This is a genomic window from Streptomyces sp. NPDC020742 (genome assembly GCF_040641675.1).
Classification (GTDB): domain Bacteria; phylum Actinomycetota; class Actinomycetes; order Streptomycetales; family Streptomycetaceae; genus Streptomyces.
The window spans coordinates 348,400-373,831 of the sequence record NZ_JBFAEA010000001.1 but is presented as its reverse complement, the minus strand read 5'-3'; the positions used below and the strand labels follow the sequence as shown (position 1 = coordinate 373,831).

The window sequence follows — 25,432 nt, the reverse complement described above, 5'->3', positions numbered from 1 at the left end:
GAGACGCCGCTGCCTCTGCCCCTGCTTCTGCCCCTGCCTCTGCGCACCGGACTCGCTGCGCACACCGCCGACCGCACCCACACGCACGCTCAACTGCATCATCCTCACGGGGGAGTTCCGCCTTGTCTCTCATGCTGCCGAATTCACTTGAGTGGATTCTGGAGATGCTCGGCTTCAACTGGCCGACCGCAGATGAAGACAAGCTGATCGAGTGTGCGCAGGTCTGGCGCACGTTCGCGTCGGAGGTCGAGGGGCACCAGTCCCTGGGCATCACGGCGGCGTCCAATGTGCTCAGCCAGAACGCCGGCGACTCGATCGAGGGCTTCAGCAAGACCTGGGACAAGTTCGCGGGCGGCTCGGGCTACTTCAACGACGCCCGTGAGGCGGCGGAGCTCATCGCCTTCACCTTCGAGGCCGCCGCCGGTCTCGTCATCGGGATGAAAGTCGCCGTCATCACCCAAATGGCGATCTTGGCAGCCGAGATCATCGCCGCACAGGCCGCGGCACCCTTCACACTGGGCCTATCCGAAATCGGCGGCGCGGCGGCGACCCTGGCGACCCGTGAGGTGGTCCGCAAGATCCTCAAGGAGGTCGCCAAGCAACTGCTGGACACGATCCTGGAGGCCGCCAAGGAGCCGGTGATCTCCGCGCTGGAGGCCATGGTCTCGGACATCATCGCCCAGACCGTCAACCAGAACTTCGGCGCCCAGAACGGCTACAACGTCGGCCGGACCCTCAAGGAGGGCTACAGCGCCGGTAAGGACGCCCTGGAGAACACCGGCGAGACCCTGGGCGAAGGCCTCCGCGACGGCGCCGGCCACCGGGCCGGCCACCGCGCCCGTGGCGGCCTGGACTCCGCGGCCGGCCACGGCAGCGAGCACGGCGGCGACAGCACCGGCTCCGAGCACTCCTCGGACGGCGACTCGGACAGCGACTCGAACGGCGGCTCGGACGAGGGCTCGGACGGCGGCTCGGAGAGCAGCTCCGGCACGGGCTCCGGCGGCGACAGTGACACCGGTGGTGGCAGCGGCGATAGCGGCGGCGGCAGCAGCAGCAGCAGCAGCAGCAGTTCGAACGCGTCCGGCTCCGGCAGCGGTTCCGATGGAGGCAGCTCCGGCAGCGGTTCCGATCGGGGCGACTCCTCCGGCGACTCCGGTGGCAACTCGTCGGCCGACGGGGGCTCCACGAGCCACTCCCCCCGTGCCTCGGACTCCCTCGCCGCCACCAGCCGGGACAGTGGCGGGAACGGCGACGGCGGAGCCGGCGGCGCGAGCTCCCCGTCCGCCGGCGACGGTTCTGGCAACGGCAACGGCAACGGCTCGGACATTCCGCGCACCGTCCCCGACGCACAGCCGCTGCCTCCGCCGGACCAGCGCTCCCCCTTCGACGAAGGCTTCCAGGGCGGCAACCACAGCCCCTACGCGGACTCCGCCAGCCCCGACACCGGACACCCACCGGAGGCGGGCCCCACCCCTGACGCCGCCAGCCCCGACTCCGGGCCCTCCACGGACCACTCCCGCCCGGACCATGACGCGGTCAGCACCCAGCCGACGCCCGACACCACCCCCGACGCGGCCCGGCCCGACCCGGACGGCATCAGCACCCAGCCGGCACCGGATCACACCCCGGACGCGGCCAGACCGGGCTCGGACGACATCAGCACCCAGCCGGCACCGGACCACTCCCCCACGCCCGACGGGCCCCCGCACCCCGACGCCTCCCCGGACCCGTCGCCCTCGCCGGTCCCCGACCCGGTGGCCGGCAACCCGCCCAGCTCCGCCGACTCCCCCGCCGGTTCCCATGACAGCGGCAGCGACAGCAGCAGCAACGGCAACGGCAACGGGGACAACGCCACCGGCAGCGGCGGCGGACGCGGTGCCGTGCCACACCTCGGCGCCCCGCCCCAGGGAGCCCCCGTCCACCACTCCCCGTCGTCCGGCCAGCCCATCCAGCAGCGCGATCCGGCGCCGGGCAACCCCATGCCCACGATGGACGGCAGTGACGACACCACCGTCAACACCCAGTCCGCCGCCGGCACCGCGACCCTTCCCCCGCCCACCCAGCACACCGCGGACGCCGGTGCCGGGAACTCCGGCACGCCCTCGCCCACGCCCTCGCCCCAGCAGGCCCAGTCCAACACCCCCCAGGCCAACGGCCCGATGATGATGGGCGGCGTGCCGCCCCAGGGCGGCGCCGGCACCCCCACCGCGCCCCGCACCGGCAGCACTCCCTCGGCCCCCTCCGCCTCTTCCGCCTCTTCCGCCCCCAACGGAAACGCCGCCGCACGCCCCACCAACCGGCGCCCCGACGGCTCCCAGGTCATCCAGGACCACACCCAGCAACCGCGCCCGGACCGCCCGGCCTACAACCGCCGCCTGGACGGACCCCGCCGCGACGACACCCCACCGCCGTACGACCGCCGTCTCGACGGACCCCGCCGCGACGACACCAACGGCGCACGCCCCGATTCCCCGGCCGCCCCCAACAACAACCACCCGGACGGCACCCGCCCCGACAGCACCCGCCCGGACGGCTCAGGTCCCGACGGGACCCGCCGCGATGGCGCACGCCCTGACACCTCACGCCCTGACGGCTCACGTCCTGACGGAACCCGCCCGGGCAGCACGGGCCCCGACGCCTCGCGCCCCGGTGCCGATGCCCCACGTTCCGGCCCCGACTCCTCACGCCCCACAGCCGACGGCTCGCGCCCCGGCGCCGACCGCCCCACCGGTACGCAGCAGCAGTCCACCCCGTCCCGTCCGGACGGGGCCCAGCAGCCTGCCGCCACCCCCTTGGACCGCCCCCGGAACGACACCCCGGACCGGGCCGCTCCCACGACCCCAGGCGCCCAGAGCCCCGCCGCTCCCACCCCCAACTCCCCCTACCAGCAGCCTCAGCACCAACAGCAACAACACCAGCAGCAGGCCCAGGCTCAGCAGGCCCACTCCCCGCAACAGACCCAGCAGGCCCAGGCCCACCAGCACGCACAGCAGCAGGCGCAGGCCCAGCAACACCAGCCCACCCTCCAGAGCGCCACTCCCCACCAGCAGCAGCCCCAGCAACCGGCGCCGCACCAGCAGCAGCCACACCACCAACAGCCCGCACCGCACCAGCAACAGCAGGTCCCGCACCACCAGCCGGCGCCGCACCACCAGCAGCAAGCTCCCCACCACCAGCCCCCTCACCAGCCCCAGCCCGCTGCGCCCCAGCACCAGCAGCCGCAGCACCAACCGGCGATCCCACAGCCCCAGAACCTCGCGAGTCATCTCGACGTCCGGGTCAGCCTCAACCACCAGCCTTCCGGCCTGTATTCGCCCTTCCCGCACGACCAGCAGGCCCTGGAGGCCAGCTTCCCGCGGAACCCGGACGGCACCCCGCGCGCCTTCAACGACCCGTTCCAGCCCTGGGCCCAGCTCCAGAACGACGGCGGCCCCACCGTCCTCGGCCGCTCCAACAACTGCGCCGACTGCACCCGTTCCTTCATGGAGTCCTGGTACGGCAACCCGCAGGTCTCCGGGGTCCGTACCTACGACGTGCACCCCAACGGCAGCTACGACACCACGTCCGGCGAGCGGGACGGCACCCGCAACATCGAGCAGTACACGGGCGCCAAGTTCCGCTACTCCGGCCAGAATTCCGTGGACGGCTACGCGCAGATCGCCAAGGACCTGCAGCAGGCCGGCCCCGGCGCGGCCGCCGCCGTCCTCGTCACCTGGCCCAAGAAGCCGGACGGTTCCGGCGGCGGGGCGCACGTCTTCAACGCCGTCAACCACAACGGCAAGGTCGTGTGGGTCGACACCCAGACCGGCAAGGTGAGCCACCAGCCCATCAACACCAGCGCCGACAAGGTCTGGCACCTCGTTCTCGACGCCAACCGCCAGCCCTTCGATCCGGCCACGGCGCACAATCAGCCCCAGCACCACCAGCAGCAAGCCCAAGCCCAGGCCCAGGCCCAGGCCCAGGCTCAGCAGCACGCTCAATCCCAACAGCCCCAACAGGCTCAGGCCCAGCAGCAAGCCCAGCAGGCTCACGCCCAACAGCAGGCCCAGGCCCAGGCGTACGCCCAGCAGCAGCACCAACAGCAACAGCAACAGCAACAGCAACAGCCATACACGCAGCCGCAGCAGCCAAGCCCGCACCAAGCGCCCCACCAGCAGCCAGTTCCGCCGGAGGCCAATCCCTACGCCCAGCCGCACCAGCAGCAGCAACCGTCGCCGCACCCCCAGCAGTCACAGCCCCAACACCAGCAGCCGTACGCGCAACAGCACCCGTACGCCCAGCAGCAGCACCCTTACACCCAACAGCCCTACCAGCAGCCCCAGCACCAGCCCCAGCCCCACCCGCACAACCCGTATCAGCAGCCGGCTCCACCCCAGCCCCAGCACCCCCAGCACCCCCAAAACCCGCAGAGCCCCCCACACCCGGCAGGCGCACCGGCCACCGCCGGCAGTGCGCCGTCCCCGGACGGCCAGCACCACCAGGACGACAACCCGAGCCACCAGGACAACCAGGCCCACCAGAACGACCAGCACCACCGCGACGACCACAACGACCGGGCCGACCACAACGACCAGACCGATCACCACGACCGGACCGACCACGACGACCGGACCAACCAGGCCGACCCCTCCGACCACCACGAACCCCACAACCAAGAGAGCCAGGACAACCACAACCACAACCACAACCATCACCCCCCAGCCTCCGAGACCCGCAACCGCGAGCGTCCTGGTGGGCTCGACGGCCCCACCGACGAGCACCAGCAGCACGTCGAGGACGCGATCCCCAAGGACGAGAACGGCGCCCCGCAGCGCCACCCGGACCCCCAGGACGGCCACTGGGTCGACTCCATCAACGACCCCGGCCCGGATGCGCCCGGCCGCAACAACAACTGCGTCGACGCCGCGCTGGCCACCGCCGACACCTACTCCGGCAACCCCACCGCCGCCGCCCACCGCACCCCCGACACCAACCCCGACGGCACCCCCTCCGACCGGGGCGAGACGGGTGGCCGGGACCGCATCGAGAACACCCTCGGCGCCCGCTTCCACGACTACGGTGACGGCCACGACGCCTTCCACCGCCTGGAGACCGACCTCCAGAACGCCGGCCACGGCTCCCAGGCCGTGATCATCACCCAGGACCGCAACGGCCGCGCCCACGCCTGGAACGTCGTCAACCACCACGGCGACCTCACCTACATCGACGCCCAGACCGGCCGGACCAGCGACCGGCCCCTCCACGACGGCTCCCACGGCGTCCACGCCATCCCCCTCAACGCCGACCGCCGCCCCCTCCCGGCCGCAGCCCCCGGGAGGGACACCGGCACGGGCCACGGCACCCCGTCGCACCCGGCCACCGGCGACCGCCGGCCCGCGGCAGAACCGGCCGGCACCAAGCACAAGGCGGAGGACGACGGCGAGGATTCCGGCCCGCCTAAGAAGAAGGCCAAGCCGACCAGCGCCGAGAAGCGGCAGCAGCACCTCGCTGTCTCCGAGCGTCCGTTCAACAGCGCCGACTACCGGGGATCGGCCGACTACAACGTGGCGCAGGTCGCCGGCGACACCCATGACGGCATGCGGGGTGACGCCGCCCAGCAACGGCTCCGCGGCACGCACGACGTGGTGCAGACGGACATCGGGCCGGTGCTGGATTCCCTCCACAAGTGGGCGGAACCGAAGAAGCCCGGAACCGAAGCCCCCCTTCTGCAGGCCGTCCGGCAGATCAAGGCCAATGGCGCGCTGGATGTGGAGAAGCTCAACGACCTCCTGCCGGGATTCCGCGACCTGGACCGTCACCAGAGGTTGGCCGCCCTCGCCGGTATCGCCCGCCTGAGCAATGCGGTGCACCGGGAGTACTCCTCGCTCAACGTCCCCGTCCAGGACGACACCCCGAACGGCGGTCTGCGGATCCACAATGCGCACGCGATCACCGGTGGTTCGCTGGCAAAGGACCCCAAGGCGATCGCCCGGGAGTACGCCGCGCGGCAGAGCGTTCCGAAGGGCGACGACGACTCCAAGATCGCGCAGCAGAAACGTCTGAAGGCGATCAATGCGCAGAAGAAGCGCCTGGTAGCCCTGTGGAAGAAAGAAGTGGGGGAAACGGCGGAGGATATCTTCCGCCCCGATATGTCGGGACGGAATTACATGGCACTCGAGGTCACCGAGACCGATAGTGAGGGAAACACCCGGATCCACTATGTCGTCGACTCGTCCGTACCGCCGGGCTCGGCCGAGGACGGCGAAACCTCCGCGCATTCCGAGCCGCTGGGCGGCGAAGCGCTGCGCCGGGCACGGCTCAAAATGCCGCAGAACAGCTTCACGCTGACGTCCTTGTACACCGAGTACGAACCGTGCGGTAACAGCAATGAGCTCGGTGGCCAGGCCTGTTCCCACTACATCAGCGAAAATCTGGACCGTCCGACCTCGGGGGAGGGTTCGCAACGCACCAAGTTCAGCGACCTCACCGAGGAACAGGTGAAATCCCTGCCGGACGAGAAGGGCGTGACAGAGGTGTCGTACGCCATTCCCTACCGCTACGGCGATCTCGACGACGCCACGCTCGGCGCGGACGAGGCGGAGGAGCGGCAACAACATCTCAAGAACAAATGGGGCGCCGGAATGCACCAGGTCCGCGGTGAACTCCTGCGGGCCTGGGACCGGGCGATCCAGACCCGGCAGACGCCGCTCCCGCCCCAGGCGGGGGCGTCGGCGGCCGATTCGTCGTAATCCCGGCCGTAGTACCGTCGAACCGCCTACCGCCCGCCCCTCACCTCTCCCCTCGATCGGAGCCGTTTCCCGGTGCGCCACGACGAAGCTCTCACCCGCCTCGCTCTTTGGCTGACCGAGCCGCCGGAGCAGAACCGCTTCGTCCCGGTCAGGGGGAAAGTGGGGGCGGGGAAGACCCACCTCCTCAAGGAGTTCGCCGACCGTACCGAAGGGGCGACCTTCGTCGATTGCCGCGGTCGGGAGATGGATGACGTCCTCGTCGCCCTGCTCGGTGCATGGGGATATGAACCCGGTTTTCTCCGTGACCGGTCGGACCCTCTGGACGACGCCGTGCGCGAAAGGACCGGGCAGCGGTCGGGACGGCGGACGGATCTCGTCGTACTGCTCGCAAATGTGCAGTGGGCGGGCCGGACGGCCACCTCGAACGAGCCGCGGCGCATTGCCGAATCGCTGGTCCCGGCGCTCGCGGTGTCCGGCGGACGGGCGATGCGGCTGATCGTGGAGGGAGACGCCGAAGAGGCGTTGGTACGGTACGGCCGCACCACCGCCACCGCGGTATTCCTGGACGGCGACGGCGACGGTGACGGCGACAGCGTCGAAGACACAAACGGTGACGGCATCGGTGACGGCATCGGTGACGGCATCGGTGACGGTATCGGTGAAGCGGCTGATACCTCCGGGCACCGGCCCGGCGCCGCACTCCTCGCGCAGTATCCGCCCCTGCGGGCCCTGGCCGTGGCCGAATCCCGAGATGTCTCCCTGCCCGCCTGGGCGACCCTGTGCAGCGCCATGGGAATTCCCGCGTCGGTGGAAGACCTCCGGAATGTGCTGGCCTCCGTGCCGTCCGACATCGCCGATTCCCGGGCCGACGACGGGGGCGTCGACCGGGTCGGTTTCCGCACGGACGGAATCCGCCACCTCTTCCGTGCGGAACAGCCGCCAACGGCCGGGGAACAGCGCCGGATCACCGACACACTGCTGCATACCTTCGAATCCTCCGGGCCGTCGCAGGAGTTCCAGGAGCACGGAAATCCCGCGGAGTACGCCGCGTTCGCACTGCCCGTGCATGCGGCGCTCGCCGGCCGGCTCCCCGCCTTGCTCGACTCCCCCGCGTTCCTGGTCCGCGCGGACCACCGGACCGTCCTCGGCAGCCTGGCGCTGGCCCATCCGGACGGGATCCCCGTCGGCACCCGCGCCTCGTCCCTCCACTACCTGGAGGCGGACGGGGTCGCGCCCGGCAGCCAGGAGGAGTGGCTCTCCTGGCTGCACTGGGCCGAAATGAACCGCGGTGAGACGGAGTTCGCCGACCGGCTGGCCCGGGAACACCCGTCGCTGCCGTGGCGGACCCGCTGGTCCCGCTGGCGGCCGTACGGCACGCTCGGCCCCTGCCTCAGCGACCGGGCGGTCGCCGACAACCTGGTCGTGGGCACCCTCCACGGCACCCCCGTCCTCGCCACCCAGTGCGAGGTCGACGAGGACGAGCTGCCCGAGGACACCGACCTCGATGCGGACGGGTGGGCCGAGGAACAGGTCTGGGACCTGCGGGACGGCACACCGCTGAACGGCCCGGGCCTGGTCCAGGAGTACTGGGACGACATGGGCGAGACCGAGCGTGTCGAGGGCCGGGAGTTCGACGAGGCGCCGGTGCCGCTCGACGAGAACGGCCCGGCGCCGCGGGCACCGGAGTCCGCCGAACTTCTGGAGGCCGCCGGGGACGGCGTATGGGTGTACGGCGGCACCGGCGGCGCCTTCGTCATCGAGGTGACCGATCCGGCCGGGGTCGTCGAGCGTCCGCGCTGGCGCGTCGGGCCGCTGCTGAGCGCCCACAACCGGTCGGCCCGCTGGCCGGTGCCGCAGGCGGCGGCGGGCGCCGACGCGCCCGCACGCGCCTGGCTGGAGGAGGTCTTCGAGGCTCCCTGCCGCCCCGTTGCCGCGGACCGGCTGCCCGATGCGAGCGCGGACGGGATCACGGACGGGCCCACCCGTGCCTTCCTGACCGCCACCGGCCTTCCGGAGCTCCCCGACGACCTCGCGTTCGTCGACCTCGTGGACCTCGCGGAGACCGGTCTGCGCCCGGCCGACCGACCCTCGGACGTGCCCCCGCCATCGGACGGCACCTTCTACCGCCTCGGCCGGTGGCTGCGCCACGACCTCCTGCTCGACGGGGCGACGGGACGGGTCTTCCACAATGCCGACGGCGCCCCAGCCGGTCGCCAACTGGCCGGCAGTCTGCCCCAGTTCCTGACCGTTCTCGGCCTCTACTGGTATGTGCGCCGGAGCAACGTCACAACGGCGGAAGAGGGCCGGGACGCCCGGCGCAGCCTGCGCGCCTGGTGCGCGGAGATCGACCCGGTCACCGAGGACCACCCCGTCTGGAACGCGGTGCTCCGCGGCCACTGGGACGATCACGAGACGCTCTGACCGTCCGGAACCGGGACGGGCAGGTCGAAGCGGGGGAGGCTGCGGGTGCGAGGCGCACGCCAAGGGCCGCCCCGGCACCCTTTCCTGAAGATCCACTGCGCGCAGCGCGCTCGTACGGCAGAGTGGACGGTCGCACCGCACGGTGATCGCTCGGCGATCGTCGGTTACGACAAGCTACGAGCACAGGGGCGACCTGACATGACGGAGATCGACAGACGGCGACTGCTCGCGGCCGGCGGCGGGGTCGCACTCGCCGCGGCCCTGACGGCGGGGTGCGGCTCCAACACCGGCCGGGGAGACGGGGGTTCGGGGCCGGGCATCAGCCAGTGGTACCACCAGTACGGAGAACCCGGGACCGAGCGCGCCGTGCAGCGGTACGCCGCCGCGTACAAGAAGGCGAACGTCACGGTGCAGTGGCGGCCCGGCGACTACGACCGACAGACGGCGGCTGCGCTGCTCACCGACTCGGGGCCGGATGTGTTCGAGGTCAACGGGCCGTCGCTGGAACAGATCCAGGGCGGGCAGGTCGTCGACTTAACCGCCGAGGTCGCGCCGGTCAAACACGACTTCAACCAGGCCGTGCTGGCGCCGAAGATCTGGCGGGACAAGATCTGGGGCATACCGCAGACGGTGGACATGCAGTTGCTGTACTACCGCAAGAGCGCGCTGCTGGAGGCGGGACTTCAGCCGCCGGGGACCCTGGACGAGCTGGTGGACACGGCGAAGAAGCTCACCACGAAGAAGACCAAGGGGCTGTTCCTGGGCAACGACGGCGGCGTGGGGATGCTCGGCGGGACGCCGTTGTACGCCGCCGGACTGAGTCTGATCACTGCGGACCAGAAGGTCGGGTTCGACGACCCGGCGGCGGCCCGGACGCTGGCGAAGATCCGGCAGTTGTACGTGGACAAGTCGCTGCTGCTGGGCGCGCCCACGGACTGGTCCGACCCGGCCGCCTTCATCCAGGGGCTGACCGCGATGCAGTGGTCGGGGCTGTGGGCGCTGCCGCAGATCCAGAAGGCACTCGGGAACGACTTCGGGGTGCTGCCGTTTCCCATGGACGGCCCCGGCGGGAAGCCGGCCGTCCCGGTGGGTGCCTACGGTTCCGCGGTGAGCGCGCGGAGCAAGCGCACGACGGAGGCCAAGGCCTTTGCGAAGTGGCTGTGGGTGGAACGCACCGACTTCCAGCAGGACTTCGCGCTCTCGTACGGCTTTCACATCCCGGCCCGGATCTCCCTCGCGAAGCACGCCCAGCAGCTGCAGACCGGCGCGCCGGCGGACGCGGTGCGGTTCGCGACCGAGTACGGCCATGCCGAGCCGCTGCTGTGGACGAACGCGAGCCGCACCGCCTACCAGGACGCGCTGAGCCGGATCATCAAGGACGGCGCCAACCCGGAGAGTGAGTTGAGGTCGGTCGTCCGCAGGGTCAATGCCGAGATCCAGCGGGTCAGGAAGAAGTGACCGGGGGAGCCGTCGATACGGCGGAGCGCAGCCGGGGCGCGGCGGTGCCCGCGCCCGGCCGTCCCTCGCCCGGCGCCCGGCTGCTCGGCCCGCAGCGGCGGAACCTCTGGTTCTGGGTCTTCGTCGGGCCGTTCGCGATCGGGCTGGGGCTGTTCACCTATGTGCCGCTGGTGTGGAGCGTCTACCTGAGCTTCTTCGACGCGCACAACACGGTGAGCCCGTCCGGCTCGGACTTCGTGGGGCTCGGCAACTACGGCACCATGCTGAGCGATGACGCCTTCCTCGGCAGCCTGGGGACGTTCCTGCTGTTCAGCGTCTTCATCGTGCCGGCCACCTACGCGCTCTCGCTCGGGCTCGCGCTGATGGTCAACCGGCTGCGCTGGGCCCAGGCGTTCTTCCGGTCGGTGTTCTTCCTGCCGACGGCCTGCTCGTATGTGGTCGCGGCGCTGATCTGGAAGTTGTCGATCTTCAACGGGGTGCGGTTCGGGCTGGCCAACACCGTGCTGGGGTGGTTCGGCGCGGACCAGACCGCCTGGCTGTCGACCACCGATCCGCCCTGGTACTGGCTGGTCATCGTGACCGTACGGCTCTGGCTGCAGGCCGGGTTCTACATGATCCTCTTCCTGGCCGGGCTCCAGCGGATCCCGCCGCAGCTGTACGAGGCCGCGGCGGTGGACGGGGCACGGCCCGGCTGGCAGACCTTCCGGCACCTCACCTTCCCGCAGCTGCGCGCCACGTCCGTGGCGGTGGTGCTGCTGCTGGTGATCAATGCGTTCCAGGCGTTCGACGAGTTCTACAACCTGCTGAGCGATGCGGGCGGGTATCCGCCCTACGCCCGGCCGCCGTTGGTCTACCTGTACTACACGGCGCTGGGGCAGGGGCAGAACCTCGGACTGGGGAGTGCCGGGGCGGTGATCCTGGCGGTGATCATCGCGGTGGCGACGGTGGTGCAGGCCCGGTGGTTCGGCCTCGGCCGCAAGGGAGAGGACTGAGCGAGATGCCGGTTGCACAGACGCGGCGTGCGGGGAGGCCCGACGCCCGGAGGCAGGATGCGCTGACGCGGGCGGGACGAGCGCTACGGGTGGTGCTGATGATCGCCCTGGCGCTGCTGTTCCTGATCCCGTTCTACCTGCTGGTGCGCAACGGTCTGGCGACCGAGCAAGACATCACGGCGCCCGACTGGACGTTCTTCCCACACGATCTCCAGTGGTCGAATCTGACCGAGGTCTTCCAAGACCCCGGCCTCCCCCTGGGGCGGGCGCTGCTCAACTCCACGCTGATCGCGGTGTCGACGACGGCCGGTACGGTCGTCCTGGCCTCGCTCGCGGGGTACGGACTGGCCCGGATCCCCTACCGGCACGCCAACCTCGTCTTCTACGCGATCCTGGGGACGCTGATGGTGCCGGCGGCCGTGACGTTCGTGCCGAGCTTCGTACTGGTGTCGACGCTGGGGTGGATCTCGACCCTGCGCGGACTGATCATTCCGACCCTGTTCAGCGCCTTCGCCTGCTTCATCTTCCGGCAGTACTTCCTGGGCTTCCCCAGGGAGTTGGAGGATGCGGCCCGGGTCGACGGGCTGGGCCACTGGCGGACCTACTGGCGGATCGTGGTGCCGAACTCCCGGCCGGTCTTCGCCGCCGTCGGCACCATCGTCTTCATCGGGGCCTGGAACGCCTTCCTGTGGCCACTGGTCATCGGGCAGGACCAGGAGGCCTGGACGGTGCAGGTCGCGCTGTCCACGTTCACCACGGCGCAGAACCTCAATCTGCACAAGCTGTTCGTGGCCGCCGCGGTCTCCATCGCACCGCTGGTGGTGGTCTTCCTGCTGCTCCAGCGGTACATCGTCGCGGGGGTGGAGCGCAGCGGGATCGACGACTGAGGCATCGCCGACGGACGTACGGGATACGGTGCATGGCATGAGCACGCATCTGGACGTCCGTGCGGCGCCGTCGCGCGACCGCGACGCCCACGGCGGGTGCGCGCCCCGCGGCCTGAGCTTCCTGCGCCGCCGCGGCCGGGTGGGGTCTCCTCCCGCCCCCTGTCCCCGTACGGACTGAGGCCGGTCCGACACCCCGGCTCCGCCCGGGAGCTCGGCACCGCCCCCGGTCCCGGCACCGCCCCGAGGTCCCCACCAACTCCCCTCTTGCCCCACCACTCCGCCACCTCCCGCCTCTCCCGCCCCTCCCGCCACCACCGAGCCGGGCCGAGATCCGCGGACCGGACCTGTCCCGGCCGCTCTCCGAGGGCCTGCGCACGGAGCTGAACCGGGCGCTGCTGGAGCGGAAGGTGCTGTTCTTCCGCGGCCAGCACCTTACTTCCGAGTCACCACGCGAATTCGCCAGCAATTGGGGCCAGTTGGAGACCAATCCACTGCTGGCGCCGGGCGATTCGAAGGAGGTGGTGCGCTTCGACAAGGCCGCTGGAGGGGTTGCCACGTTCGAGAACGTATGGCATGCGGATGTCACGTTCCAGGAGCGTCCGGCGCTCGGTGCGGTGTTGCGGCTGCGCGAGGTGCCGCCCACGGGCGGGGACACCCTGTGGGCCGATATGGCGGCGGCGTATGACAATTTGCCTTCGGAAATCAGAGCCCTGATCGATGGTGCGCGAGCGGTGCACGACTATCTCCCGGGCTTCGCCCGCTTCTACTCTCCCGCTCAACTCGCGCCATTCCAGCGGGAGTTCCCGCGGGTTGAGCACCCCGGTGGTGCGCCGACACCCGGAGACCGGGCGCCGGATGCTCTTCGTCAACGCCGGGCCGCGCGGCGGGTCGCGGACCGCGTCGCCCTCGCGGGCGACCGTCCGTACTGACGGCGGTGCGCGCACCTCGGGAGCGGGCGGCCGGCGCGCGCACCGCGCTCCGAGGCCCGCCCTGCCCCCGCCTCACCACGCGCCCCTCACTCCGGCGCTGAGCACCTCACGCCCCGCACCTCACCCCGCTCACACCCCGCACGTCATCTCCCCCACACCCCGCACGCCACCTCCCTCACCCCGACCACGCCGCCTCCTCCGCCCGCGCGCCGCGCAGCAGGGCCGCGCCCAGCGGGGTGAGGGTGTGCAGTACGGCATTGCCCTGCCGCAGGGTGTTCAGCAGGCCGGCGTCGCGCAGCACCGTCGCGTGCTGACTGGCGGAGGCCAGCGAGACGTCGGCGCGGCGGGCGAGTTCACTGGTGGTGCAGCCGACGCCGATGCCCTGGAGTATCGCGGAACGGGTCTGCCCGACCAGTCGGCCGAGGGAACGTTCCGGCGGGACCTGCGGGGTGAGCCTCGGCGCCGGGTGCTCCACCGGGTAGACCAGGACCGGTGTGAGGTCCGGGTTGTGGAAGGTGACCGGGGTGCGGCGGCAGAAGTACGAGGGCAGCAGGAGCAGTCCCCGGCCGTTCAGGTGCAGTTCGCGGTCCACCGGGTAGTCGGCCTCCAGCACCGGCGCGCGCCAGCGCAGCATCGGCGGCAGCGAGGCCAGCAGCCGGTCCGCCCCGCCGTCCAGCAAGGCGCGACCGCGGGCGGCACGGTCGGCCTCTATGCGGCCCTGCACACGGGACCAGTACGGGGCGATCGCCACCTCGTAGTAGCGCTGCAGTATGCCGGCCAGCCGCCCCAGGGCGCGGCTGTCACCGTCGGCCATCGCCCGTATCCACGACGGGAGCGGGCGGTGGGCGGTGGACAGCCGGGAGAGCTCGTCGTGCAGCCGGACGGCGGGCGTCTCCCGCAGCGCGGCGAGCGCGTCGTCCATCCCCAGGAGGCCTTCGGCGGGCGTCAGGAAATCGGGGAAATAGCCGCGGGTGGGCACCAGCGGCGCCAGCAGCCGCGCTTCGCCATTCAACTTCCCACGCGTTTCCGATCGCCATTTGCCGAACGCCGAATCGTCCCGTCGGTCGCGGAGCCGGTGAAAGCTTAAGACCGTCTCCCACAGTGCGTCCGGGCGTGCCGCAATCCGCACTCGGGCCAGATCGAGTCCACTGAAATGGACGCGTAACACCGAACCCCCACCCCTGTTTCCTCAGACGGCCCCCGGCACGCCTGAGTATGCACGCCAACACGCGCGGTCACCATGCCCTTTTGGCCAGACTTGAAAGTGGTCGCGCCACCGGGCGGGCGGCAGGAATGCTTGTACTCAATTCGACGGCGGCGTGACCGGCCCGGATTGCTCGATCCCGTGGGGGGTGATGGGCAAGGAACCGGCCGCTCGACGGCCCCGCCGAAGGCCGCCTTCCCGCGCCGACCGGGGTGGCGGCAGCTCCCGAGGGGGGAGTCCGGAGAAAGCGAGGGCGGCACCTCCGCACAGGTGCCGCCCTCGTTCCCGTTCCCCCGCGCATCGGGCACCGCGCACCGCGCACCGGGCGCAGCAGTACGGTGCACAGGGGCCCGGCCGGTCCGCGGATCAGTGGGTGCCGCGTATCCCGCCATGGCGGCGGGCGGCCGAGACCACCTCGGCGGCGGTGGCGTACTGCCCCAACGAACCGGCCTTACCTACCTTGACCGCCTCGGCAGCCTTGCCGGGCTTCCCAGGCTTGCCGGGCTTGCCCGGCTTGGCTGCGGCCCGCAGCACCGCGAAGTCGTAGCGCTTCATCGGGCCGATGAGACACGGGTTGTAGTCGTCGCCGGCGTCGCCCGCGAAGAGGGCGAACGCCTTGGTGCCCGGCGCCCCCTTCTCGATCACCATGCGCATCTTCACGTCGGTGCGGGCACCGGGCTTGACGTCCTTCATGGCGGGGAGGTGCTCGTCGTGCTCGGCGTCGCTGTACAGCGGCTGCCAGCGGGAGCCGTCGGACCACTCCACCTTCATGAAGTGCTGGGATTGGTTCTGGGCCTCCAGGCGGAAGAAGACCAGCGGCCTGACCTGCAGCGTGCGGTCGGTGCCGTTGGCCACCGTGAAGGAGAAGTTGACCGTGGTGCCGGTGACGACCTTCGCGGGCAGCTTGTTCGCGAGGACGGTCAGGCCCTGCACCCGTACGCACTCCCCGGCGGCGGCGAGCGCGCTGTCCGCCGCCTGCTTGGCCTTGAGGGCGGCGGCCAGTGCGTTCGTGACCTCGTTCCACTCCCGGAGTACGGCGACCCGGGCGTCGTCCAACGCGGTCCGGGCCGCCTTGCTCTTGGCGTCCGCATCCGCCGCGGCTTCGGCGGCCTTGGCGGCGTCGGCCTCGGCCGCCCTCAACACCTTCTGGGCCTCGGCCTTCTCGGCCTCGTTCTTGGCCGCGTCCAGACCGGCCCTGGCCTCGGCGACGGCCTTGTCGGCCGCCGTCTTCGCCGCGGCGGCAGCCGTGGCCGCCTTCTCCGCGGCGAGCACGGCCGCCTTGAGCGGGTGGGAGTCCTGGTCGAGCGCGGCCATGTCCGCGTCCACCTTGTTCTGCCCGAGCGCGTGGGCGGCGACCGCTTCCCGGTACACCCGCTGCGCCTCCTGGGCGGCCTTCTGCAGCTCCACGTAGGTCGGCTTCTGCTGCGTCTGCGCCGGGGGCTTGGCCACGGCGGAGGCGGAGCCCGCGGAGAGCAGGACGGCGGGCGCGGTCACGGCGGCGACGAGTGCGGTCGCGAGGGTACGGCGAGGATTCACTGGGGCCTTTCCCGATCGGAGAGAAGAGGACCCGCCGCGTGAGCGGGGCGCTCAGGCGTGCGGGGCGCCCCGGATCGTACGGCCGAAACAGGGACCAACGTCAACGAAGATTCCACAGGGTCACATGCCCCCCACCGTCGAACTCGACGGGCAAATCAGCGCAAGAGCGCATAGTTGCCCACGTCCCCCATGGTTTCTCTGTGATCTAGACAACGGGGCACATCCCGCCCCCTCCCTACCTGACGCTCCCTCAACTACCGTCCCTCCCCCACCAGTAGCCCCGTAACGGCGACCCACCACACCGTGTTTCCCGCACATCCGGCACGGATGTGCTCAGGAACAAGACCGAGGGCGGCACCTCCGCACAGGTGCCGCCCTCGTCTGGTTCCGGAGTCCGACGTGCCGGACGGTTGAGGGTGTGAGGGTGCCCCGCCGTCGGATCCGGTGGTTTCGGGGCACCGCGGACGCGTGTGCGCCCGCGGTGCCCGGTGGGTCAGCGGCTGTCGCTGCCCTTCGACTCGGCCGCCGCCCGGCCCGCCTCCAGCCGTGCGACCGGGATGCGGAACGGGGAGCAGGAGACGTAGTCCAGGCCCGCCTCGTGGAAGAAGTGGACCGACTCCGGGTCGCCGCCGTGCTCACCGCAGACGCCGAGCTTGAGGTCCGGGCGGGTGGCCCGGCCGGCCGCGGCGGCGTTGCGGACCAGCGAGCCCACGCCGTCCTTGTCGATGGTCTCGAACGGGCTGACGCCGAAGATGCCCTTCTCCAGGTACGCGGTGAAGAAGCTGGCCTCGACGTCGTCGCGGGAGAAGCCCCAGACCGTCTGCGTGAGGTCGTTCGTACCGAAGGAGAAGAAGTCGGCCGACTCGGCGATCTGACCGGCCGTGAGGGCGGCGCGGGGCAGTTCGATCATCGTGCCGAGGGTGAGCTTGAGGTCGACGTCGTGGGCCTTTTCGACCTCGGCGATGACCTGCTCGGCCTCCTCGCGGACGATCTCCAGCTCCTGGACGGTGCCCACCAGCGGGATCATGATCTCCGCACGCGGGTCGCCATTGGCCTTCTTGCGCTCGGCGGACGCCTCGGCGATCGCCCGCACCTGCATCGCGAACAGCCCGGGGATGACCAGGCCGAGGCGCACACCGCGCAGACCCAGCATCGGGTTCTGCTCGTGCAGCTTGTGCACGGCCTGGAGGAGCCGCAGGTCGTTCTCGTTGGCGTCCTTGCGGGCCTCGGCGAGCGCGACCCGGACCGACAGCTCGGTGATGTCGGGCAGGAACTCGTGCAGCGGCGGGTCCAGCAGCCGCACGGTCACCGGCAGCCCGTCCATCGACTCGAACAGCTCGATGAAGTCGGCCCGCTGGAGCGGCAGCAGCTCCTGGAGCGCGGCCTCCCGGTCGGTCTCGGTGTCGGCCAGGATGAGCCGCTCGACCATCTCGCGGCGCTCACCGAGGAACATGTGCTCGGTGCGGCACAGGCCGATGCCCTGGGCGCCGAACCGGCGGGCGCGGGCGGCGTCCTCGGCGTTGTCGGCGTTGGCCCGTACGCGCAGCCGGCGCACCCGGTCCGCGTACGCCATGATCCGGTGGACGGCCTTGACCAGCTCGTCGGCGTCCTCGGCGCCGGCATGCATCCGGCCCTCGAAGTACTCCACGACCGGGGACGGCACGACCGGCACCTCGCCGGCGTAGACCTTGCCGCTGGAGCCGTCGATGGAGACGACGTCGCCCTCCTCGATGACGGTGCCACTGCTGGTCGTCATCCGGCGGGCCTTGGTGTCGACCTCCAGCTCCTCGGCGCCGCAGACACAGGTCTTGCCCATACCGCGGGCGACGACGGCGGCGTGCGAGGTCTTGCCGCCGCGGGAGGTGAGGATGCCCTCGGCGGCGATCATGCCGTTGAGGTCGTCGGGGTTGGTCTCCCGGCGGATCAGGATGACCTTCTCGCCGGAGCGCGACCACTTGACGGCGGTGTACGAGTCGAAGACGGCCTTGCCGACCGCCGCGCCCGGGGAGGCGGCGATACCGCGGCCGATCGTCTCGGACTTCGCGCCCAGGTCGAAGCGGGGGAACATCAGCTGCGCCAGCTGCGCGCCGTTGACCCGCTGGAGGGCCTCGGCCTCGTCGATCAGGCCCTGGTCGACGAGCTGGGTGGCGATCCGGAAGGCGGCACCGGCGGTGCGCTTGCCGACCCGGGTCTGCAGCATCCACAGCTTGCCGCGCTCAATGGTGAACTCGATGTCGCACAGGTCCTTGTAGTGCGTTTCGAGCGTCTCCATGATCTGCATCAGCTGGTCGTACGACGCCTTGTCGATCGACTCCAGGTCCGCGAGCGGAACCGTGTTGCGGATACCGGCGACGACGTCCTCGCCCTGCGCGTTCTGCAGGTAGTCGCCGTAGACGCCCTGGTGGCCGCTGGCGGGGTCGCGGGTGAAGGCGACGCCGGTGCCGGAGTCCGGGCCGAGGTTGCCGAAGACCATGGAGCAGACGTTGACGGCCGTGCCGAGGTCGCCGGGGATGCGCTCCTGGCGGCGGTAGAGCTTGGCGCGGTCGGTGTTCCACGAGTCGAAGACCGCGCGGACGGCGAGGTCCATCTGCTCGCGCGGGTCCTGCGGGAAGTCCCGGCCGGTCTCCTTGGCGACGATGTCCTTGAACTGCGTGACCAGGCCCTGGAGGTCGGCGGCGTCCAGATCGACGTCGACGCGGACGCCCTTGGCCTGCTTGGCCTCCTCCAGGGCCTCCTCGAAGAGCTCGCCGTCGACGCCCAGCACGGTCTTGCCGAACATCTGGATGAGGCGGCGGTAGGAGTCCCAGGCGAACCGCTCGTCACCGGCCTGCCCGGCGAGGCCGGAAACCGATGCATCGGAGAGGCCGATGTTGAGGACGGTGTCCATCATGCCGGGCATGGAGAACTTCGCCCCGGAACGCACCGATACGAGCAGGGGGTCGTCGGCCTGGCCGAGCTTCTTGCCCATCTTCTGCTCAAGGGCGTCGAGGTGTTCGGAGACCTCGGCACGCAGTGCCGCGGGCTCGCTACCGCTCTCCAGGTAGACCTTGCAGGCCTCGGTGGTGATCGTGAATCCCGGAGGGACGGGGAGGCCCAGGTTGGTCATCTCGGCGAGGTTCGCACCCTTGCCACCGAGGAGGTCCTTGAGCTCCTTGTTGCCCTCGGTGAAGTCGTAGACGAACTTCGCCGCCGAAGGCTGGGTTACGTGGGGATCTTGTGTTTCCGGCACGGCACTGACTCCTCGCCGACGGGCTGCCCTGACGGCGAGGAACATACCCAGATCGAAGGCGTATGGGTACGTCCACTTGGTCGACATACCTGCGTAACCAGTCGTCCGCCACTAGATCGAAAGTGATCATGCCTCCAGCACTTCATTCATTACCTGAATGCATCACTCCTCTTCGTGTTCGATTACGCCGAATACACTACTCAACGCAACGATTGCGTTCGCTTCTCGAACGCATGACTCATGGCACCGGGTGCCACCCTTGGAGAGATGGAGCCCACCACGCCCCGCTCATCTGAGCGCAACCCCTATCAGGGGTGGCGAGAATCACGCGCTCATGTGTGAGCGGGTCCCATCATTTGGACCCCTTGGGCGCCCTCTGATTCAAGGAACGCCTCGATCAGAGCGTGCCACCATTCCCGCTACGACCGGCAGATCTGCGCACAATTCGGCCACCCGTCGTGCGGGGGCTGCCCCGCCCGGGCCGCGGGCTCCGCCTCGACATGGCACAGGGAGCGCCGGGCGTCAGGATCAGGTCATAGTTCCCGGTCGACGCGGAGGCCGGCTCCACGGCCGGGTTCGTATACCGCCTCCCCCGCACGCTCATACGAGCCCGCTCGGGCCCGGAGAACGCCAGAGCGCCCTTTAGGGCTCCCTCAGGGCGCCTCACAACTGGGCGCGCCCTTCGCCCGCCGGCCGCTCCGCCGGGGGTGCGGCTCCCGGCCGTCCAGGAGCTCCCGCCGTCGGTCCGCACCCCGGCTCTCGACCTGGGCCACGACCCGGCCCAGCAACTCCGCTAGGTCCACCGCCTCGTCCTCGCCCAGCGCCTCGGTGACGAAGGCCTCTTCGGCGTTGAACTCCGGGACGATCCGGGCCATCAGCCGCTCCCCCTCGGGGGTGAGGGAGAGCAGGGCGAGCCGCCGGTCGGTGGGGTGCCCGGCGCGCTCCAGCAGGCCACGGCCCTGGAGGGTGCGGGCGACGCCGGTGAGCGTGCCCTTGGAGATCCCAGCCTCCTGGGCGACCTGCCGGGTCTCGCGCTCGCCCCGGACCCACACCACCCACAGCACGACGAAGGAGGTCCAGGTCAGTTCGGCACCGCGCAGCACGGAGTTCTCGAAGTGCTGGCGGACGGCCGCCGCGGCGCGGTAGAGCTGCGCCACCGCGGCCCGCTGCTCATGGCGGATGGGCATGTCGCCGAGCTTGGCCCGTACCGCCTGCTCGGTGTCCTCGACGGACCGTTCGGTGCCCGCGCAGGGCTTCTCGGTGGCGGCGGGAGACTTCTCGGCGGCCGTGACGGGCTGCTCGATGCCCCCGACGGACTTCTCGGTGGGCTCGCTGGGCCTCCCGGCGTCCTCGACGGGCCGTTCGGCATCCTCGGTGGGCTTGTCGGTGGCCCCGATTTCCTCGATGGAACGGTGTCCGCTCTCCACAGCTCTCCCTGACCGCATCCCCGCGGGGCGCCCCGTGGGAACTCCGTACGGGCTCCATCGGTACCGCGGAGCCGGCCGGCCCGCCCTCGTCCGTGCGCCGACACTCCTAACGGGTGCGCCCCCGGTGGGTCACTCGACGGCCGGCCCGGCGCACCGGGCATGCCCGAGCCGGCCTGGCGGGCCTGGCCGGCCGCATACCGCCGGCCGCGCCGGGCCCACCGGCCCGCAGCGCACCAGCGCCGCCCGACAGTCCCGCGGCCCCCCGGAGCCGGCTCCGGCACTCCCCACGCCGGTGCCGGAGCCCACTCCGTTCCTTCCCCCGCCGGTCCCCCAAGGGTGCGCGAGGGGCATGCTGGGGGCCTCACCATCAAGGGGGATAGTCGGCGCTTCCCCTCCCCCGTACGGGGGAGGGGTACCAGGCGGCTCAGCCGCCGGAGGTGTCCAGCTCCGCGTCCGCGTCCACGCCGGCGCAGTCGTTGGGGTCGTCCAGCCAGCCGTCCGGGAGCACCACGCGGTTACGGCCCGACGTGCGGCCACGCGGTCCGTCGGCACCGGCCGGCCAGGGCTGGTCCAGGTCCAGTTCCTGCAGCAGCGCGTCGAGTTCGTCCAGCGAGGAGGTCACCGCGAGGCTGCGGCGCATCTCGGACCCGATGGAGAAGCCCTTGGTGTACCAGGCCACGTGCTTACGGAAGTCGATCACGCCGCGCGCCTCGTCGCCGATCCACTCACCGAGCAGGGTGGCGTGCCGCAGCATCACCGCCGCGACCTCCTTGAGCGTCGGCCGGGCGTACGTCCCGGTCCCCTCGAAGGCCGCGACCAGATCCCCGAACAGCCACGGCCGCCCCAGGCAGCCCCGGCCCACCACGACCCCGTCGCAGCCGGTCTCCCGCATCATCCGCTGCGCGTCGTCCGCCGACCAGATGTCGCCGTTGCCGAGCACCGGGATCTCGGGGACGTGCTCCTTGAGGCGCGCGATGGCGTCCCAGTCGGCGGTGCCGCCGTAGTGCTGGGAGGCGGTCCGCCCGTGCAGGGCGATCGCGGTGACGCCCTCCTCGGCGGCGATCCGCCCCGCGTCCAGGTAGGTGAGGTGGTCGTCGTCGATGCCCTTGCGCATCTTCATGGTCACCGGCAGCGAGCCCGCGTTCGCCACCGCCTCGCGCAGGATGGCGCGCAGCAGAGGCCGCTTGTAGGGGAGCGCGGAGCCGCCGCCCTTGCGGGTCACCTTGGGGACCGGGCAGCCGAAGTTGAGGTCGATGTGGTCGGCGAGGTCCTCCTCCGCGATCATGCGGGCGGCCTTGCCGACGGTGTCCGGGTCCACACCGTAGAGCTGGATCGAACGGGGCTTCTCGGTCTCGTCGAAGTGGATCAGCTGCATGGTCTTCTCGTTGCGCTCGACCAGCGCCCGAGTGGTGATCATCTCGCTGACGAACAGCCCCTTGCCGCCCGAGAACTCCCGGCACAGCGTCCGGAACGGGGCATTGGTGATCCCGGCCATCGGCGCGAGGACCACGGGCGGCTGCACCGCGTGCGGACCGATCTGCAGCAGAGTCATGGGGCTGTCTTCCTCGACCTTCTTCGGCTTTCGTCGGCTTGCTTCGGCGTACGGGGAGTTGCGGAGGTGCCGCGACCTCCTATTGTCCCGCACCGCGCGAGCGCCCCTCCCGGAGCCCGATGCCCGGGATCGTTGTAGCGTTCAACCATGCCCGATCTCAGCCGCCGGCGTCGACTCCTGGTACTGGCGATCTGCTGCATGAGCCTGCTGATCGTCAGCCTCGACAACACCGTCCTCAACGTCGCCCTGCCGTCGATGCAGCGCGAGCTGGGCGCCTCGGTCTCCGGGATGCAGTGGACGATCGACGCCTACACGCTGGTGCTGGCCTCGCTGCTGATGCTGGCCGGTTCGACCGCCGACCGGCTGGGCCGGCGGCGGATCTTCCTGGTCGGGCTGGTGGTCTTCGCGTTCGGCTCGCTGCTGTGCAGCCTGGCCCCGAGCCTGGCGTGGCTGGTGGGCTTCCGGATGGTGCAGGCGGTCGGCGGCTCGATGCTCAACCCCGTCGCGATGTCGATCATCACCAACACCTTCACCGACCCCCGGGAGCGGGCCCGCGCCATCGGGGTGTGGGGCGGGGTGGTCGGCATCAGCATGGCGGCCGGGCCGGTGATCGGCGGTCTGCTGGTGCAGAGCGTCGGCTGGCGCTCGATCTTCTGGATCAACGTCCCCATCGGCGCGCTGGCGGTCTTCCTCACCCTGCGCTACGTCCCCGAGTCCCGCGCGCCCCGGCCGCGCCGGGTCGACCCGGTCGGCCAACTGCTGGTGATCGCCGTGCTCGGCTCGCTGATGTACGCGATCATCGAGGCACCGAGCGTCGGCTGGGCGTCCCCCCGGATCCTCTCGTTCGTAGTGATGGCGCTGGTCTCGCTGGCGGCGCTGATCGGCTACGAGCGGCGGCGCACGGAGCCCCTGATCGACCTGCGGTTCTTCCACAGCGCGCCGTTCAGCGGCGCCACCGTCGTGGCGGTCTGCGCCTTCGCCTCGCTCGGCGGCTTCCTCTTCGTCAACACGCTCTACCTGCAGAACATCCGCGGACTGTCCGCCCTGGAGGCCGGGCTCTACCTGCTGCCGATGGCCGGCATGACGCTGGTCTGCGCCCCGCTGTCGGGGCGGCTGGTCGGCAGCATCGGGCCACGGCTCCCGCTGCTGCTCGCCGGTACGGCGATGGGCGCCAGCGGACTGCTCTTCGCGGCCTTCGACGCCCAGTCCACCGACGCCCTGCTCTCCACCGGCTATGTCCTCTTCGGAATCGGGTTCGGCCTGGTCAACGCGCCGATCACCAATACCGCGGTGTCGGGGATGCCACGCGCCCAGGCCGGGGTGGCGGCCGCCGTGGCCTCCACCAGCCGGCAGGTGGGGCAGTCGCTGGGCGTCGCGGTGATCGGCGCCGTACTGGCGGGCGGGGCGCACGCCGCGGCCACCGCGGACCAGTTCCTCGCGGCCGGGCGTACCGCGTGGTGGATCATCGCCGGCTGCGGTGCGGCCGTCCTGCTGCTGGGCGCCGTGACGACCGGCCGGTGGGCCCGGGAGACCGCCCGGCACACCGCGGCGCTCTTCGAGGACGACCACGCGGGCCGACAGCCGGCGGATGCCCGGCCCTAGGGGCGGGACGGTGTCGGGGCGGGGCCGTGTCGGGACGGGGCGGGGCGTGTCGGGACGGTATCGGGGCGGGGCGTGTCGGGACGGGACGGTATCGGGGCGGGGCGCTGGCGTCAGGGCGGGCGTGCGGGTCGGCGTGCGGGCGGACGCCCTTTGGAGCCAGGTGGGCGAGCGTCCGTAGGGGCCGGAATCCGTCACAGCCGGGCGGGCGGACGTCCGTAAGAACCGGAATCCGTCAGAGCCGGGCGTCCGAGGAGCGAGGGTCCGAGGGAACGGGCGGGCCCACCGTCGCGCCCCCGGGCGGAGGGCTCCGTCAGACCGCCGCCAGCGCCAGCTCCTCCAGTTGCTGGAGCCGCTCGCGGGTGGTGTCGTCCACCGGGATGTACGTCAGCAGCTTGGGACCGTGGTTGGGGCCCGTCCAGAGGTTGGTCGCGGTCAGCTGGAGCACGCCCACCTGCGAATTCCGGAACGACTTGAGGGAGCTGACCGGGCGGATGACCTCGTGCTGGGCCCAGATCTCGCGGAACTCCGGTGAAGCCTCGGTCAGCCGCGCGACCAGTGCCTTCCAGGCCGGCTCGGCGACGTGCTCGGCCATCGACGCCCGGAACTTGGCTGCCATCACCCGCATCGTGGCGTCCAGATCGACCACGGACGCCCGCCACTCCGGGTGGGTGAAGGCCAGCCACATACAGTTGCGGTCCTCCTCGGGCAGCGCATCGAGGTAGCACATCAGGCGCCCATAGGTTCTGTTGTAGGCGAGGATGTCGAACCGGCTGTTCTGGACGACCGCCGGGAACGGCGTCAACTGCTTGAGGATCGCCCGCACTTCACGCGTCACGCCGGTGCACTCCGTGCCTGGCTGCGGATCGACCGCTCCGGCGAGCGCGAAGAGGTGGCTACGCTCAGCGCGGTCCAACAGCAGCGCGCGGGCCACCGCATCCAGGACCTGCGGGGACACATGGATGTCCCGGCCCTGTTCGAGCCAGGTGTACCAGGTCACGCCGACGGCCCCCAGGTGCGCGACCTCTTCGCGGCGGAGTCCGGGCGTACGGCGACGGGCGCCGCGCGGCAACCCGACGTGTTCGGGGGTGATCCGCTCGCGACGGCTGCGCAGGAAGGCGGCGAGCTCGGCACGGCGGGCGGCATCGTCCGCCGGAGTCCGCGGCGCGTGCGGGACCTTTGAAGCCTGTGAGATCTGCGGGATCTGTGGGATCTGTGGGATCTGCAAGGCCTCTGGGTCCGCTGGAGCCCTTGAGGCCTCCGGGGGCCCACCCTGGGGCACCCCTGGAGCCGAGGCCGTGCCTGCGCGCTGGGCGGCGCCGGCCGGAGGAGCGACGGGCCTACCGGTCCTGGTGGCAGCCTGCGTCATGCTGGCATCGACGGTCATGCTCCCCAGCCTGCCGCAGACCTCAGCCGGTTGCCAGGTAGCACCAGTACCAGGATAAGGAGACTCTGGTACCCGTCTGAGCA

13 protein-coding genes and 1 pseudogene are annotated in these 25,432 nt (G+C 71.0%); 8 read left to right on the top strand and 6 right to left on the bottom strand.

What is annotated here, in order from left to right; genetic code table 11:
• Nucleotides 1-131 precede the first annotated feature (131 nt).
• From AB0G84_RS01500 to AB0G84_RS01470, 7 genes and pseudogenes are all read left to right on the top strand, one after another.
• Nucleotides 132-6,728: a toxin glutamine deamidase domain-containing protein gene (locus AB0G84_RS01500; RefSeq protein ID WP_361315057.1), complete on the top strand. Its 6,597-nt coding sequence runs from the start codon at nucleotides 132-134 to the stop codon at nucleotides 6,726-6,728.
• A gap of 72 nt (nucleotides 6,729-6,800) precedes the next feature.
• On the top strand, nucleotides 6,801-9,149 hold the full coding sequence (locus AB0G84_RS01495; protein WP_361313845.1) for an SUKH-4 family immunity protein: 2,349 nt from the start codon (nucleotides 6,801-6,803) through the stop codon (nucleotides 9,147-9,149).
• A gap of 198 nt (nucleotides 9,150-9,347) precedes the next feature.
• Nucleotides 9,348-10,607 carry an extracellular solute-binding protein gene (locus AB0G84_RS01490; protein ID WP_361313842.1) on the top strand — a complete coding sequence of 420 codons (1,260 nt, stop codon included), beginning with the start codon at nucleotides 9,348-9,350 and terminating at the stop codon, nucleotides 10,605-10,607.
• A gap of 44 nt (nucleotides 10,608-10,651) precedes the next feature.
• Nucleotides 10,652-11,599, top strand: coding sequence for a sugar ABC transporter permease (locus tag AB0G84_RS01485; protein ID WP_361315054.1), 948 nt, complete (start codon nucleotides 10,652-10,654; stop codon nucleotides 11,597-11,599).
• Between the two features lie 5 nt (nucleotides 11,600-11,604).
• A complete protein-coding gene (locus AB0G84_RS01480) occupies nucleotides 11,605-12,486 on the top strand; it encodes a carbohydrate ABC transporter permease (protein WP_361313839.1) in 882 nt (293 codons plus the stop codon).
• Nucleotides 12,487-12,523: 37 nt separating this feature from the next.
• A complete protein-coding gene (locus AB0G84_RS01475; RefSeq protein ID WP_361313836.1) occupies nucleotides 12,524-12,664 on the top strand; it encodes a hypothetical protein in 141 nt (46 codons plus the stop codon).
• A gap of 145 nt (nucleotides 12,665-12,809) precedes the next feature.
• Nucleotides 12,810-13,359 (top strand): annotated as a pseudogene (locus AB0G84_RS01470) (TauD/TfdA family dioxygenase); the annotation flags it as partial.
• A gap of 231 nt (nucleotides 13,360-13,590) precedes the next feature.
• On the opposite strand, the gene AB0G84_RS01465 reads toward AB0G84_RS01470, so the two are convergent.
• The 5 genes from AB0G84_RS01465 to dusB all read right to left on the bottom strand — a co-directional run bounded on the left by AB0G84_RS01465 (nucleotide 13,591) and on the right by dusB (nucleotide 22,363).
• Entirely contained in the window at nucleotides 13,591-14,427 is an 837-nt protein-coding gene (locus AB0G84_RS01465) for a winged helix-turn-helix domain-containing protein (RefSeq protein WP_361313834.1), read from the bottom strand.
• Between the two features lie 558 nt (nucleotides 14,428-14,985).
• Nucleotides 14,986-16,155, bottom strand: coding sequence for a hypothetical protein (locus AB0G84_RS01460; RefSeq protein WP_361313832.1), 1,170 nt, complete (start codon nucleotides 16,153-16,155; stop codon nucleotides 14,986-14,988).
• A gap of 493 nt (nucleotides 16,156-16,648) precedes the next feature.
• Nucleotides 16,649-19,429, bottom strand: a complete 2,781-nt coding sequence (ppdK, locus tag AB0G84_RS01455) for a pyruvate, phosphate dikinase (protein WP_361315051.1) — start codon at nucleotides 19,427-19,429, stop codon at nucleotides 16,649-16,651.
• Between the two features lie 608 nt (nucleotides 19,430-20,037).
• Entirely contained in the window at nucleotides 20,038-20,571 is a 534-nt protein-coding gene (locus tag AB0G84_RS01450) for a MarR family winged helix-turn-helix transcriptional regulator (RefSeq protein ID WP_361315048.1), read from the bottom strand.
• A gap of 664 nt (nucleotides 20,572-21,235) precedes the next feature.
• Nucleotides 21,236-22,363, bottom strand: a complete 1,128-nt coding sequence (gene dusB, locus AB0G84_RS01445) for a tRNA dihydrouridine synthase DusB (RefSeq protein ID WP_361313829.1) — start codon at nucleotides 22,361-22,363, stop codon at nucleotides 21,236-21,238.
• Nucleotides 22,364-22,510: 147 nt separating this feature from the next.
• On the opposite strand from dusB, the gene AB0G84_RS01440 reads away from it, so the two are divergent.
• On the top strand, nucleotides 22,511-23,965 hold the full coding sequence (locus AB0G84_RS01440; RefSeq protein ID WP_361313826.1) for an MFS transporter: 1,455 nt from the start codon (nucleotides 22,511-22,513) through the stop codon (nucleotides 23,963-23,965).
• Between the two features lie 310 nt (nucleotides 23,966-24,275).
• Here AB0G84_RS01440 and AB0G84_RS01435 read toward each other — a convergent pair whose 3' ends face one another.
• Entirely contained in the window at nucleotides 24,276-25,157 is an 882-nt protein-coding gene (locus tag AB0G84_RS01435; protein WP_361315046.1) for a helix-turn-helix transcriptional regulator, read from the bottom strand.
• Nucleotides 25,158-25,432 lie beyond the last annotated feature (275 nt).

What these genes read in the sequence shown, in the direction of transcription:
- AB0G84_RS01500 (WP_361315057.1), top strand. Translation starts at nt 132, where the DNA reads ATGCTGCCGAATTCACTTGAGTGGATTCTGGAGATGCTCGGCTTCAAC.
- AB0G84_RS01490 (WP_361313842.1), top strand. Translation starts at nt 9,348, where the DNA reads ATGACGGAGATCGACAGACGGCGACTGCTCGCGGCCGGCGGCGGGGTC.
- AB0G84_RS01480 (WP_361313839.1), top strand. Translation starts at nt 11,605, where the DNA reads ATGCCGGTTGCACAGACGCGGCGTGCGGGGAGGCCCGACGCCCGGAGG.
- AB0G84_RS01475 (WP_361313836.1), top strand. Translation starts at nt 12,524, where the DNA reads ATGAGCACGCATCTGGACGTCCGTGCGGCGCCGTCGCGCGACCGCGAC.
- ppdK (WP_361315051.1), bottom strand. Translation starts at nt 19,429, where the DNA reads ATGTTCCTCGCCGTCAGGGCAGCCCGTCGGCGAGGAGTCAGTGCCGTG.
- AB0G84_RS01450 (WP_361315048.1), bottom strand. Translation starts at nt 20,571, where the DNA reads ATGCCCATCCGCCATGAGCAGCGGGCCGCGGTGGCGCAGCTCTACCGC.
- dusB (WP_361313829.1), bottom strand. Translation starts at nt 22,363, where the DNA reads ATGACTCTGCTGCAGATCGGTCCGCACGCGGTGCAGCCGCCCGTGGTC.
- AB0G84_RS01440 (WP_361313826.1), top strand. Translation starts at nt 22,511, where the DNA reads ATGCCCGATCTCAGCCGCCGGCGTCGACTCCTGGTACTGGCGATCTGC.